Below are 13,986 nucleotides of genomic sequence, written 5' to 3'. Positions count from 1 at the left end.
CAAAAGAATTATAAGGAGTGAAGACAAATGACCTATACCCATCTTACATCAAATGAACTTGCAATGATAGAGGCGTATTATAATAATCATCAATCTGTAGCTAAAACCGCAGTACTATTGAATAGATCTAGACAAACGATTCATAAAGTTTACCAATTTTTCAAAACAGGGCACAATGCTCTAGATTATTTCAATCAATACAAGAAGAATAAAACTCGCTGTGGCAGACGTCCTATTGTCTTATCAGATGAACAAACAGAATATATTCAAAAGAGGGTTGTTCAAGGTTGGACACCTGATGTGATTGTTGGCCGTGCAGAGTTTTCTATTTCTTGTTCTATGCGTACACTTTATCGTATGTTTAAACAAGGCGTATTTGAAGTGACTCACCTACCTATGAAAGGAAAACGTAAAGCCAACGGACACAAAGAAACTCGGGGAAAACAATCTTTTCGTCGATCACTTCGTGACAGAGGAAATGATTATTCTAAATTCAATCAAGAATTTGGCCACCTTGAAGGGGATACTATTGTGGGTAAAAAGCACAAAAGTGCTGTTATTACCCTCGTTGAGCGATTATCTAAAGTAATCATCACTCTTCAGCCAGAAGGCAGACGAGCTATAGATATTGAAAATCGTTTGAACCAATGGATGCAATCTGTACCTAAGCATCTATTCAAATCAATGACTTTTGATTGTGGAAAGGAATTTTCAAATTGGAAATCAATCAGTAATATAAATGATATTGATATCTATTTTGCAGATCCTGGTACACCATCACAAAGAGGGTTAAATGAAAACTCTAATGGTTTATTACGTAAAGATGGTTTACCAAAGCAAATGGATTTCAACGAAGTTGATGAATCTTTTATCCAATCTATTGCATCGAAAAGAAATAATATCCCTCGAAAATCATTAAACTATAAAACACCAATAGAAGTATTCTTGAGTCACATATGCAAAGAGGAATTGTCTAACTTAATTTGACAATTAATAAAAAGAAAAAACAGATTTTTAAAAAATCTGTTTTTTATATATTAAATTGCTTTTTCGTCTTGTCCCATAGCGCGTTGAACAGCTTTTACAATTTCAACAAGAACAACCATTAATAATGAACCTGCAATGACAACTAACCATTGAGTCATACTAAGGTGTGAAACATGGAAAAATTTATTAAAACCAGGTACAACAACTGTCACCATTAGCATAATGAAGGCAGCTGGAATAGAGTAATTAAATAATTTATTCCTAAATAATCCAACTTTGAACATTGATTGGTAAACAGACTTAACATTATAAGCGTGTACCAATTGGATTAGTCCAAGAGTAACGTAAGCCATTGTTAGGGCATCAGCATGAATTTCTTTATTTGTAGCATGCTCTGGGAAGAACAAGGCAAATGCATAAACTCCTAAAACAAGCATTGTCTGGAAAGCACCTTGGTAAAGGATAGCTTCCTTAACACCACCGTCGAAGAAACTTGATTTACGTCCACGAGGTTTGTGTTTCATAACACCTGGTTCTGCTGGTTCAACACCTAAGGCAATGGCAGGTAATGTATCTGTAACTAAGTTAATCCAAAGTAAATGTACTGGTTGTAATACATCCCAACCAAATAATGTTGCCAAGAAGATTGTAAATACTTCGGCCATATTTGCTGAGAGCAAGTACTGAATTGTTTTTTGAATGTTTGAGAAGACTTTTCTTCCTTCTTCAACAGCAACAATAATTGTAGCAAAGTTATCATCAGCAAGGACCATGTCAGAAGCTCCTTTAGAAACTTCTGTACCAGTAATACCCATACCAATACCAATATCAGCTGTTTTAAGTGAAGGTGCATCATTAACCCCATCACCAGTCATGGCAACAACTTTACCTTCGTTTTGCCAAGCTTTTACAATACGTACTTTATGTTCCGGTGAAACACGCGCATAAACAGAATATTGCTTAAAGACTTTTTGGAATTCTTCATCAGAAATTTCATTCAGTTCAGCTCCAGTAAAGACGTGATCTTCATTGTCTGTTTCATTTATTATTCCTAGACGTTTAGCAATTGCTTCTGCAGTGTCTTGGTGGTCACCAGTAATCATAATTGGACGAATACCCGCATCTTTAGCAACCTTAACAGCTTCTGCAGCTTCTGGACGTTCAGGGTCAATCATCCCTACAAGTCCTGAGAAGACTAACTCAGATTCAACGACAGCTGATTCTAATGTTGGTACAGCTTCAGTGTACTTGTAAGCCATCATCAAGACACGAAGAGCTTGTTTAGCTAGGCTCTTGTTTGTATCAAGGATAGTTTGTTTATCTTGATCAGTAATTGGGCGAACTTGACCATTTTCCTCAATTTGAGTAACACGTTTTAATAATTGATCAGGTGCACCTTTAACTGCTACGAAATATTTGCCATCAGCTTCTTTATGAATTGTTGACATTAATTTTCTATCTGAATCAAATGGTAACTCAGCAACACGTGGTTCAGTCATCATATAGTCACGAACATCAAAACTATGATCTAATCCATATTGTACTAAAGCTGTTTCTGTTGGGTCACCAATTAATTTACCAGTTTGGTCAATCTTTGTGTCATTTGCATAATTCATAACACGAAGAGTATTATTTTCAGCAGGAATTTCTTGAGCTGAATGTTGTAAACTACCATTTGTATAAATTTGCTCAACAGTCATTTGGTTCATTGTCAATGTACCAGTTTTATCTGAAGCAATGATTTCGGTTGAACCTAATGTTTCAACTGCTGGTAATTTACGAATAATGGCATTACGTTTGGCTAATACTTGTGTACCAAGGGAAAGTACAACAGTAACAATTGCAGGTAATCCTTCTGGAATAGCTGCAACCGCAAGTGCGACTGAGGTCATTAAACCTTCAAGCATTCCTTCACCACGCATGAATACACCAACGGCAAATGTCACTGCCGCAATAACCAAGATAGCATATGTCAAGATTTTAGATAAACTATCTAAGTTTTGTTTTAATGGTGTATCTGTTTCATCAGCATTTGCAAGCATACCTGCAATATGACCAACTTCAGTAAACATACCAGTGTTTGTAACAACACCTGTCCCACGACCATAAGTCACGTTTGAGTTTTGGTAACCCATATTGACGCGGTCACCAATACCCGCGTCAGCTACTACAGTAGCATTCAAATCTTTTTCTACGGGTACAGATTCACCAGTTAGGGCTGCTTCTTCAATCTTAAGCGAATTAGCTTCTAAGAATCTCATATCCGCAGGGACAACGTCACCAGCTTCTAAGAGAACAATATCACCGGGCACCAATTCTTTAGAATCAACTTCTACGACATGCCCATTACGACGAACACGAGCGATTGGACTTGACATTGATTTCAGGGCTTCAATAGCAGCTTCAGCTTGACCTTCTTGGTAGACACCAAATGCGGCATTTAGGATAACAACAGCTAAAATGATAATAGCATCTGTTAAACCTTCTGCACCTTCAGTTACTACTGAAAGTATTGCGGCAACGATTAAAATAATAATCATTAAATCCTTGAATTGATCAATGAATTTCATAAATAGACTTCGTTTTTCACCCTCGTCTAATTCATTACGACCATATTCTACTAAACGTGTTTCCACTTGCTCTGTACTTAAACCTTCTCTGCTGGATTCTAGCAAGTTTAAGACAGATTCCTCTGACTCTACGTAAAAGGCTTGTTTCTTTTGTTCCTTCGACAAATTAGTCTCCTCCTTGGTCTCTCAAAAGTATCAAAAAAAGACCTGTTTATTTCTTAAACAAGTCTCGCTGTTTCAGACTGTGCCGGAAATCGAAATTCCGTACTGACGACACAAGCCACGGTAAACCGTCTGCTACTCCCTTGAATTACGTCTATTATATTAAAAATCTTTGAAAAAAACAAGTGAAAACCCTGTAATTTTCAAAAATACAGGGCTAATCGTCTGATGATTTTAAATAAAGGGACGACTGTAGTTTTCATCGAATTGGTCTAATTCTATATAAATATAGGCTTTTTTATCAGTTAATCCTTGCCGAATAGTTGCCTCAATTTGATTAATAAGGTGTGATGACTTAGTAATGTGATTTTCAGTCAATTCAATCTTGGCTGTAATCAAAATATCAATAGCACTTAAATGTATAGTCTTTATATCAATTACTCGCTGGACATCCGGATATTCAAAGGCAGACTCAATTATTTTCAAATCGGTATCTGTTACACTTTCACCAATTAATAAACCATAAAACTCTTTAGCTAGCAATACAGCTACTAGACAAAGCATAATTCCAATAAGTAATCCCGAGAAGGAATCATAGAAGCTATTATGAGTTACCATTGATAAAATTGTTCCTATAAAAGCCATTGCAAGTCCGACAACTGCACAAAAATCTTCCGCAAAAACAATTATTATTTCACTATGACGACTTTCCCGAAGAAATTTTAGTATTGGTAAATTATCATTATTTAATTCTTTGATTTCTTTAAAAGCAACTCTCAAGCTACTTCCTTCAACAATAACCCCAAAAACAAGGACTATTAAAACTAAATAAGGATTTTCAATGGAGTGATTGCCTTAGCATTTTTTTTTATAGCTTCCATAATACCAAGAGCTCCCCCACCAAAAAAGAGCATCATTGCCACAACTGTACTATAAAAATATTTGGCTCTTGTTTCCCCAAAAGGGTGGGTTGAAGAGGCTAAATTTTTTGACTTTTTATCACCAATTAAAAGTAGAACCTGATTTCCACAGTCAACTAAACTATGCATCGACTCATTCATCATCGCTGTTGAACCCGAAAAAAGAAAAGCAACAAACTTTGAAATTGCAACTACTAGATTAGCTAATAATGCAGCAGTAACACTGCCCATGCCATTATTTTTCTTTTTTCCCATTTTTAAGTCCATTCTATTTCTAAATGGTAATCCGCAAATTCTAATTGACTACTTTCTTGCAGAAGTTTATAAGATATATGTACTTTTTGTTGTAAGCTATCTAGAGTAAAGGAACTTGTATCAGTCAGAAATTGTTGAATCCCTACAGGCGTTGGCACAGCAATTAATGCTTGTTTACCATTTTTAAATTTCATGATCGATTGTGGTTTTGAAAAGCGACTAATCGTCATCTCCTCTGAATTAAATTTAATCACAACTTTCTCATCCTCAGCATTCTGATAGATAAGATAATTATGATTCCCTTTTTCTAAAAATTGGCATGGATACTCTTCTCTTATTTTCTCAACTTGATTATCGTATCTGATTGTGTTTTTTATTATGATTGTCATTCTTATCTTTCTACTCTTAAAACAATTTTTAATCAGTCTATTTTACCAATTTCTGTGTATTTTAGCAATTTTTGTTATAATAAACTTATGAACGAAAAAGTATTCAGAGATCCTGTCCATAACTATATTCACATCAACCAAAGAGTCATCTATGATCTCGTCAATTCTAGAGAATTTCAAAGACTCCGTCGTATAAAACAAGTTCCGACTACGGCCTTTACCTTCCACGGTGCAGAACATAGTCGTTTTTCACATTGCCTTGGTGTTTATGAAATTGCTCGACGCGTTACAGAAATCTTTGATGAGCGATATAGCGACGTTTGGAAATCCGAAGAATCGCTATTGACGATGACAGCTGCGCTACTCCATGATATTGGTCATGGTGCTTATTCTCACACCTTCGAGAAATTATTTGATACTGATCATGAGGCAATCACACAAGAAATAATTTGTAATCCAGATACAGAAATTAATCAGATATTAATCCGGGTTTCTCCGGAGTTTCCTGAAAAAGTAGCAAGTGTCATTAATCATACTTACCCAAATAAACAGGTCGTTCAATTAATTTCAAGTCAAATCGACTGTGATCGGATGGATTATCTCCTGAGGGACTCGTATTTCTCTGCAGCAAACTACGGCCAATTTGATTTAATGCGCATTTTACGAGTGATTAGACCAGTTTCAGATGGTATCGTCTTTGAAAAAAATGGTATGCATGCCGTGGAAGATTATATTGTTAGTCGTTTCCAAATGTATATGCAAGTCTATTTCCACCCTGCAAGTCGAGGTGTTGAACTCAACTTACAAAATTTATTAAAAAGAGCTAAAAAATTATTTTTGACTGATCAAGTCTATTTTGAAAAGACCGCTCCTGGTTTAATTCCTTTTTTAAGCGGTGATTTCATCCTAAGTGACTATTTGAAACTTGATGATGGTGTCATGAATACTTATTTCCAAAACTGGATGGCAAGTACTGATGATATTTTAGCCGATTTAGCTAGTCGCTTTATAAATCGTAAAATATTTAAATCAGTAACATTTGATAAAGACTCAGAAAAAGACTTAAAAAAACTAACTGAATTAGTCGAAGCTGTTGGCTTTGACCCTGAATATTACACTGGTGTTCATGTCAATTTTGATCTTCCATATGATATCTATCGACCAAGAACAAAAAATCCAAGAACTCAAATCGAAATGATACATAAGGATGGCACTCGTTCGGAATTATCACAGCTTTCACCTATTGTAAAGACTTTAACTGGTACCATTTACGGTGATCGCCGCTTCTATTTCCCAAAAGAAATGTTATTTACTGATGATTTATTTGCACCGATTAAACAAGAATTCAAATCATATATGGCAAATGAGCATTTCCAATTTCCAAATTAAAGGACAAGTCTGTCCTTTTTTATGTTGACAAAAATCTTTAATTTAAAACGTTTTCTTTGTCAATTTAGCCTTGCAATTCGATGACAAATTCATTCATTTTTAGTATGATAGAAGGTAGATGTTTTTTTAACAATATAATTATTTAACAATTACAAGGAGAATTCCATGTCTGTAAAACTAGTTGCTGTTGATATCGATGGCACACTCATTACTGATGATCGCAAAATAACAAGTGAAGTCTATCAAGCTGTACAGGATGCTAAGAAAGAAGGTGTCCACGTCGTTATTGCGACTGGCAGACCAATTGCTGGGGTAACCCAACTATTGGAAGAATTAAATTTGAATCATCAAGGTGATTATGTAATTACTTTTAATGGTGGATTAGTTCAAGATGCTGCTACTGGTGCAGAAATCGTAAAAGAAACTATGTCTTACGAAGATTATTTGGATATTGAATTCCTAAGTAGAAAACTTGGGGTTCATATGCATGCTATCACAAAAGAGGGGATATACACTGCAAACAGAAACATTGGAAAATATACTGTTCACGAAGCAACCCTTGTTAACATGCCAATATACTACAGAACTCCTGAAGAAATGCAAAATCGAGAAATTGTCAAAATGATGATGATTGATGAACCAGAAATCTTAGATGAGGCAATAAAAAATATTCCTGATAGTTTTTATGAGAAATATAATATCGTCAAATCAACTCCCTTTTATTTAGAATTTATGACAAAGTCTGTTAGTAAGGGAAATGCTATTATTCATCTAGCTAATAAACTAGGTCTGGATATGAGCCAAACAATGGCTATTGGTGATGCCGAAAATGACCGTGCTATGTTGGAAGTTGTTGCAAATCCTGTTGTCATGGAAAATGGTGTCCCAGAATTGAAGAAAATAGCCAAACATATTACCAAATCAAATAATGAAAGCGGCGTAGCACATGCTATACGCGAGTGGGTTTTAAATTAATGTATACTTATAAAATTGGGATTTCTGAAAAAGAACATGATGAATTTTTGCTAAACAACAAACAATGTAATCTCTTACAAAGTTCTAATTGGGCTGGCATCAAATCAAATTGGTCGACAGAAAGAATCGGTTTTTATGAAGATGACCAATTAGTTGCTACTGCCTCACTCTTAATCAAGAACTTGCCGATGAATTTCACTTTAATTTATATTCCCCGTGGTCCAATCATGGATTACACTGATTATGAATTAGTCGATTTTGTCATCTCCTCATTAAAAGAATTCGGAAAAAGTAAACGAGCTATTTTTGTTAAATTTGACCCTTCGCTTTTCCTCACTCGTTACCTGGTTACAACAGACCCTGAAACTAATGAAGAAGAGGATGAAGTAACAATTACCCTCATTAAGTTTTTAACAAGATTAGGCGTCGAGTGGACAGGCCGTACCAGAGATATCGGTCAAACTATCCAACCTCGTATTCAAGCCAACATTCATGCCAAAAATGCAGATTTTCAATTACTTCCAAAGAAAACAAAACAGGCCATTCGTACTGCTCAAAATAAAGGGATTGATTTAACCATTGGTGGCCCAGAACTTTTGGAAGACTTTGCTACTTTAATGAAGAAAACCGAAGACCGCAAAGGAATTAATCTAAGAGGAATTGATTACTACCGCAAACTAATGGACACATACCCAGATGACTCTTATATCACAATGACTAGCTTAGATTTAGTGAAACGTCAGCGAGAATTAACAAATCAACTGGAACAAGCTAAGTTAGCAAAAAGTAAATTTACTGATAAAACAAAACCAGGAAAGATAAAAGAAACTGAAAATGCGATTGACCGTTTTACTGGTGAGATTAATTTCTTAAATGAGCATATTCAAACTGGTGTCACTACGGCTCCTTTAGCAGGTACCTTGACAATTGTTTACGGAAAGACTTCAGAAAATTTATATGCTGGTATGGATGAGACATTCAGAAATTATCAAGCAGCACTTTTAACTTGGTATGAAACTGGCCAGGAAGCATTTAAACGCGGCTGTGCTTGGCACAATCTGGGTGGTGTCGAAAACAACTTGGATGGTGGTTTATATCAATTTAAGTCAAAATTAAATCCGACCTTAGAAGAATTTGCTGGCGAATTTAATATTCCAGTCAGTCCACTCCATGGTCCAGCAATGTTAGCTTATAACCTACGAAAACAAATAAGGAGCAAACACTAATGGCATTAATTACTTTAACTGAAGAAATTTTCGAAAAATTTGCTGATTCAGTTGATCGTCGATTTTTTGAACAATCTATTAGTATGAAATCTCTACTTGAAAAACGAGGTCATCATACTGATCTGCTTGGTTTAAATGACAGTTCTGGAAAATTACAAATAGCCGCACTTATTTATTCAATACCAATGTTTGGTGGCAACCATATGGAAGTTCATTATGGCCCAATTTTCGAAGATAAAAAATACTTACACGATTTTCTTGTTGAACTTCGTGCTTTTGCTAAACAAAAGAAGGTTATGGAACTTGAAATAAAACCATACGAGGTCTTCCAAAAATTTGATGATCATGGTAATGCTATCAGTGAAGAGAACTTTTCAATAACTGACATTTTTAAAAAAGCTGGTTTTAAACACGAAGGTTTAACAAAAGGTTATGAGTCAATTGACTGGCATTACATCAAGGATTTATCTCAACTTACTGAAAAAGATTTAATAAAGTCTTTTAGTAAAAAAGGTAAACCATTAGTTAAAAAAGCCAAAACATTTGGAATAAAAATCCGTCCTTTGAAACGTGATGAATTACATCTCTTTAAAGATATCACTTCTTCTACTTCAGATCGTCGTGATTATAATGACAAATCACTTGAATACTATGAATATTTATTTGATAGTTTTGGAGAACATGCAGAATTTTTAGTAGCAACTTTAAATTTTCAAGAATACCATACTAATTTAGAAAAAGATCAAGCAAAATTACGTGTAAAATTAGATAAATTAGAACATGATTTAGAAATCAATCCTAATTCCGAAAAAAAACAAAACCAACATAAAGAAATTTCAAGTCAATTTCAAACCTTTGAAGTCCGAAAAAAAGAAGCTAAGGACTTTATAGAAAAATACCAAAATCAAGATGTCATCCTAGCTGGGTCTGTGTTCATTTTTACCAAACAAGAGCTAGTCTATTTCTTTAGTGGTTCTTACACTGAATTCAATAAATTCTATGCCCCCACTGTCTTACAAGAATATGCTATGTTGGAAGCAATTGATCGAGGAATTCCACGATATAATTTACTTGGTGTTGAAGGAAACTTTGATGGTAGCGATGGTGTGCTTGGGTTTAAACAGAACTTCAATGGTTATGTGGAACGGGCTCCCGGAAAATTTACTTACTACCCTAATCCAATAAAGCACAAATCAATTTCCTTTGTGAAAACTATTTTAGGAAGAAAATAAAAAAAGCTCCAGTCAGATGACTGAAGTTTTTTAATTATTTTACGAAATCAAGTAAGGCTAAGAAGCTTTCTGCTTCAAGCGATGCTCCACCTACTAAAGCGCCATCAACATCAGGACAAGCCATATATGATGCAACGTTTTCAGGTTTAACAGAACCACCATATTGAACACGAACTTTATCTGCTACTGCTTGACCAAAGTCAGCCGCAACGACATCACGCACTGCTTTACACATATTTTGAGCATCATCTTGAGTTGCAGATTTACCAGTTCCAATAGCCCAGATTGGTTCATAAGCAATAACAAGTGAAGAAACTTGGTCTTCAGATAAGCCAGCAAGTGCTTTAGAAACTTGAGCACCTACAAATTCAACTGCTTTACCTTCTTCATAAGTTTCGAGTGTTTCACCGCAACAAATGATCGGAGTCAAACCGTTAGCAAAAATTGCTTTTGCTTTTTTATTGATATCTTCGTCAGTTTCGTGGAAATATTCACGACGTTCTGAATGTCCAATAACAACATAATCAGTACCCATTTCAGCTAATACTTTAGGGCTATTTTCACCAGTGAAGGCACCAGTATTTTCAAAATAAGAATTTTGAGCTGCAATCTTAAGTTCTGAACCTTTAGCAGCTTCAAGAACTGTTGCTAAATCAAGTGCAGGAGCTGCAATCCCAGCTTCAACTAATTCTGATGAAGGCAATTTAGACGCTACTGCTTCAATAAAAGCTTTAGCTTCTTCAGGATTTTTGTTCATTTTCCAGTTACCAGCAATAAATGGTTTACGTGACATTTCACATACCTCTTCTTTTTTTATTTACAATTATATTTTATCACATTTCACTATCTAATAAAAGAATTTGAGTGGAATTTAGGAATATATTCACAAGTTTTTTTCAGAAATTTTCTGAAAACATATTATTTACAAAAAAGAGCCTCCTAAGAGACTCTTTACAATTAAATTGTTGTCTGACAAATAATTGTTAATCTGGGAACTTAATTTTAATTAAGCTTCGATTTCTGAAACGATACCTGAACCAACAGTACGTCCACCCTCACGAATTGAGAATGTAGTACCTTGTTCTACGGCGATTGGGTGAATCAATTCAACTTGAATTGCCACGTTATCACCAGGCATAACCATTTCTGTACCTGCTGGAAGTTCGATAGAACCTGTTACGTCAGTAGTACGGAAGTAGAATTGTGGACGGTAGTTGTTGAAGAATGGAGTATGACGTCCACCTTCTTCTTTAGAAAGGATATATACTTCACCTTTAAATTTAGTATGTGGGTTGATTGAACCTGGTTTAGCAATAACTTGACCACGTTCGATTTCGTCACGTTGAACACCACGAAGAAGGATACCTACGTTGTCTCCTGCAAGACCTTCGTCAAGTTGTTTACGGAACATTTCAACACCAGTAACAACAGCTTTTTTAGTATCTTCTTTAAGACCAACGATTTCGATTTCATCGTTGACACGAACTGTACCACGGTCGATACGTCCTGAAGCTACTGTACCACGACCAGTGATTGAGAAAACATCTTCGACTGGAAGAAGTAATGGTTTGTCAGTGTCGCGTTCTGGTTCTGGAATATATTCATCAACAATTTTCATCAATTCCATGATGATATCTTCATGTGCTGTATCGCCTTCAAGAGCTTTAAGAGCTGAACCTTGGATAACTGGTAGGTCATCACCTGGGAAGTCGTATTCTGTAAGAAGATCACGAATTTCCATTTCAACTAATTCAAGCAATTCTTCATCATCAACTAAGTCAACTTTGTTCATGAAGACGATAAGGTGTTTAACACCAACCTGACGTGAAAGAAGGATGTGCTCACGAGTTTGTGGCATTGGTCCGTCAGTTGAAGCAACTACAAGGATAGCTCCGTCCATTTGGGCAGCACCAGTGATCATGTTTTTAACATAGTCCGCGTGTCCTGGGGCATCGATATGCGCATAGTGACGTGATTCAGTTTCATACTCAACGTGTGCAGTGTTGATTGTGATTCCGCGTTCGCGTTCTTCTGGAGCAGCATCGATAGAAGCATAGTCTTTAGGTTGGTTAACTGAGCTTGGTAAGCGACGTGCAAGTACTGTTGTAATTGCAGCAGTTAAAGTAGTTTTACCATGGTCAACGTGTCCGATTGTACCAATGTTAACGTGGGGTTTACTACGATCGTATTTTTCTTTTGCCATTTTGGGAAAAGCCTCCAATAAAATATATTTTATAGATAGACGGTAGGCAATACAGTCTAACTTTACCTTACTATTGTAGCAAATTCTAAGGAAAAAGCAAGTATTTTATGTTTATAGCCTTTTCTTTATTTAGTTTGATGATGATAAGGTTGAATTTTATCTGACACACCAATATTTAAAGTGAATTACTCAAAGTTTTCTACAACTTTAATTTAGTTGTAATATCAAAACTAGCTGCAAAAAAATCCCCCCTTAAGGAAGATTTTATTTAAATTGATTTAAGTTAATCACATTTGTGTCAGCCTGTTCTTTGCGAATGGTTCTTCTGTATGATAGCTCCGCTTCTTTCATAATCTCATCTCGCTTCTCACTGGCATCAATATTTAGTACAAAGCCAATGGCTACCGAGAGGACTAACAAACTATTCCCTCCCTGAGAGAGAAATGGGAATGTAACCCCTGTAGAAGGAATTAGTCCTGAAATACCACCGATGTTAACAAAAACTTGCATCAAAATCATTCCACCAACACCCAAAGCCATCATTGAGTTAAAAGGATTTTTTGCCTTAATACCAACATTTAAAATTCTTAATATTAAGAAAAAGACAAGTGCAAGAATTAAGGTAGCACCTATTAAGCCTAGTTCCTCAATAACGATTGAGAAAACAAAGTCAGTTTGAGCTTCTGGTAGATAGCCACGTTTTTCAATTGAATTACCAAGACCAACGCCAAACCATCCACCATTACTCATGGCATAATAAGAATGAGCAAGTTGGTGTCCTGAACCCGTCAAATCATGGAAGGGGTTAAAGAAGGCACTGAAACGCTTAGCAACATAACCAAATACTGGAATCCTGGCAACTCTTTCAACACCAATCACTGAAATACTACCTAAGAAGATAGCTGAAGTTATTGTAATCAGCGTTAACAAAGCTGAGAACCACTTATAACCAATACCACTCACTGAAATCATCATAATTGTTGTCAAAACAATAATCGCAGCATTTCCTAAGTCGGGCTGAGCAGCTACCAATAGTATTAGCACCATCGAATAGACACGCCAATCCTTTAAGTCACTAAATTGGTTTGGCCACCATCGATTTCTCGTTAATGCCTGATAGTCATAAGTGGCTATTTCTTTTTGTCTTCTAGAAAATGTTGAGGCTAAATACCAAACGATAATAATTTTTAAATATTCCGCTGGCTGAAAACTAATTGGTCCTAAGACAATCCAACCATGGGCTCCATTTACCTCTTTAGTAAAGAAACGAGCCACAATTAATAAGAATACTTCAATCATCATAACTAAAGTTAGTACTTTAGAATTATTCAAAAAGTTTAGTTTGAGTTTATATATAAAGGATATCGCCGTTAATGACAAAAGCCAAAAAGCTCCTTGGTTTAAAACTGAGCGAAATGGGCTCAAATTATATTGAATTAAAGTCGCACTCGTAGTCGAGTATACCATAATCAGTCCTAGAACTGAAAGGATTAAGTAAGGCAGTAAAATTGAGTAATTTAACAGATGCCTTTTATCAATTTTCATAGTTTCCCCTGTTTATATCAGATAATCTTTAAGCATTATATCATCTTTCCCAAGCAAAAAAAAGAGAAAAAGAACTAGTTAGCAGACAGTTTTGAAATGTCGATACAATAACTAGTTCTCCTAAAAATACTTA

The 13,986-nt window shown here is 35.5% G+C and carries 9 protein-coding genes and 2 pseudogenes; 5 read left to right on the top strand and 6 right to left on the bottom strand.

Going from position 1 to position 13,986, the window contains the following annotated elements:
- Positions 1–27 precede the first annotated feature (27 nt).
- A complete protein-coding gene (locus MKY69_RS03255; RefSeq protein ID WP_002360751.1) occupies positions 28–987 on the top strand; it encodes an IS30-like element IS1062 family transposase in 960 nt (319 codons plus the stop codon).
- Positions 988–1,037: 50 nt separating this feature from the next.
- Here the strand turns inward: MKY69_RS03255 and MKY69_RS03250 are convergent.
- The 3 genes and pseudogenes from MKY69_RS03250 to MKY69_RS03240 form a co-directional block, all read right to left on the bottom strand.
- Positions 1,038–3,725: pseudogene (locus MKY69_RS03250) on the bottom strand (cation-translocating P-type ATPase); the annotation flags it as partial.
- A 228-nt stretch (positions 3,726–3,953) separates the two neighbouring features.
- Positions 3,954–4,894 (bottom strand): annotated as a pseudogene (locus MKY69_RS03245) (cation diffusion facilitator family transporter).
- Between the two features lie 2 nt (positions 4,895–4,896).
- Positions 4,897–5,283, bottom strand: a complete 387-nt coding sequence (locus MKY69_RS03240; RefSeq protein ID WP_003103787.1) for a DUF1934 domain-containing protein — start codon at positions 5,281–5,283, stop codon at positions 4,897–4,899.
- Positions 5,284–5,370: 87 nt separating this feature from the next.
- Between MKY69_RS03240 and MKY69_RS03235 the strand changes: the two genes are divergently transcribed.
- The 4 genes from MKY69_RS03235 to MKY69_RS03220 all read left to right on the top strand — a co-directional run bounded on the left by MKY69_RS03235 (position 5,371) and on the right by MKY69_RS03220 (position 10,105).
- The gene (locus MKY69_RS03235) at positions 5,371–6,672 is read left to right on the top strand and encodes an HD domain-containing protein (RefSeq protein ID WP_013793757.1); all 1,302 of its coding nucleotides are present in this window, start codon (positions 5,371–5,373) and stop codon (positions 6,670–6,672) included.
- Positions 6,673–6,837: 165 nt separating this feature from the next.
- Positions 6,838–7,647 (top strand): sugar-phosphatase, encoded by an 810-nt coding sequence (yidA, locus tag MKY69_RS03230; protein WP_004234537.1) that lies wholly within the window; start codon positions 6,838–6,840, stop codon positions 7,645–7,647.
- On the top strand, positions 7,647–8,873 hold the full coding sequence (locus tag MKY69_RS03225) for an aminoacyltransferase (RefSeq protein ID WP_003103860.1): 1,227 nt from the start codon (positions 7,647–7,649) through the stop codon (positions 8,871–8,873). Before yidA ends, MKY69_RS03225 begins: the two co-directional genes overlap by 1 nt.
- Positions 8,873–10,105 (top strand): aminoacyltransferase, encoded by a 1,233-nt coding sequence (locus MKY69_RS03220; protein WP_003106404.1) that lies wholly within the window; start codon positions 8,873–8,875, stop codon positions 10,103–10,105. The genes MKY69_RS03225 and MKY69_RS03220 overlap by 1 nt, the downstream gene beginning before the upstream one ends.
- Positions 10,106–10,139: 34 nt before the next feature.
- Here the strand turns inward: MKY69_RS03220 and tpiA are convergent, their stop codons facing one another.
- The 3 genes from tpiA to ftsW form a co-directional block, all read right to left on the bottom strand.
- Positions 10,140–10,898, bottom strand: coding sequence for a triose-phosphate isomerase (gene tpiA / locus MKY69_RS03215; protein ID WP_003104880.1), 759 nt, complete (start codon positions 10,896–10,898; stop codon positions 10,140–10,142).
- Between the two features lie 213 nt (positions 10,899–11,111).
- A complete protein-coding gene (gene tuf / locus MKY69_RS03210; RefSeq protein WP_096633765.1) occupies positions 11,112–12,308 on the bottom strand; it encodes an elongation factor Tu in 1,197 nt (398 codons plus the stop codon).
- A gap of 264 nt (positions 12,309–12,572) precedes the next feature.
- Complete coding sequence (gene ftsW / locus MKY69_RS03205; RefSeq protein WP_004234541.1) at positions 12,573–13,853, bottom strand: cell division peptidoglycan polymerase FtsW; 1,281 nt, start codon at positions 13,851–13,853, stop codon at positions 12,573–12,575.
- Between the last annotated feature and the right edge of the window lie 133 nt (positions 13,854–13,986).

Source organism: Streptococcus sp. FSL R7-0212 (assembly GCF_038007985.1).
In the GTDB taxonomy this organism is placed as follows: domain Bacteria; phylum Bacillota; class Bacilli; order Lactobacillales; family Streptococcaceae; genus Streptococcus; species Streptococcus parauberis.
This window is presented reverse-complemented; position numbering and strand designations above follow the sequence as displayed.

Bases quoted from the DNA above. Each gene is read 5' to 3' on its own strand.
- MKY69_RS03225 (WP_003103860.1), top strand. From the start codon at position 7,647: ATGTATACTTATAAAATTGGGATTTCTGAAAAAGAACATGATGAATTT.
- ftsW (WP_004234541.1), bottom strand. From the start codon at position 13,853: ATGAAAATTGATAAAAGGCATCTGTTAAATTACTCAATTTTACTGCCT.
- MKY69_RS03240 (WP_003103787.1), bottom strand. From the start codon at position 5,283: ATGACAATCATAATAAAAAACACAATCAGATACGATAATCAAGTTGAG.
- tuf (WP_096633765.1), bottom strand. From the start codon at position 12,308: ATGGCAAAAGAAAAATACGATCGTAGTAAACCCCACGTTAACATTGGT.
- yidA (WP_004234537.1), top strand. From the start codon at position 6,838: ATGTCTGTAAAACTAGTTGCTGTTGATATCGATGGCACACTCATTACT.
- MKY69_RS03235 (WP_013793757.1), top strand. From the start codon at position 5,371: ATGAACGAAAAAGTATTCAGAGATCCTGTCCATAACTATATTCACATC.
- MKY69_RS03220 (WP_003106404.1), top strand. From the start codon at position 8,873: ATGGCATTAATTACTTTAACTGAAGAAATTTTCGAAAAATTTGCTGAT.
- MKY69_RS03255 (WP_002360751.1), top strand. From the start codon at position 28: ATGACCTATACCCATCTTACATCAAATGAACTTGCAATGATAGAGGCG.
- tpiA (WP_003104880.1), bottom strand. From the start codon at position 10,898: ATGTCACGTAAACCATTTATTGCTGGTAACTGGAAAATGAACAAAAAT.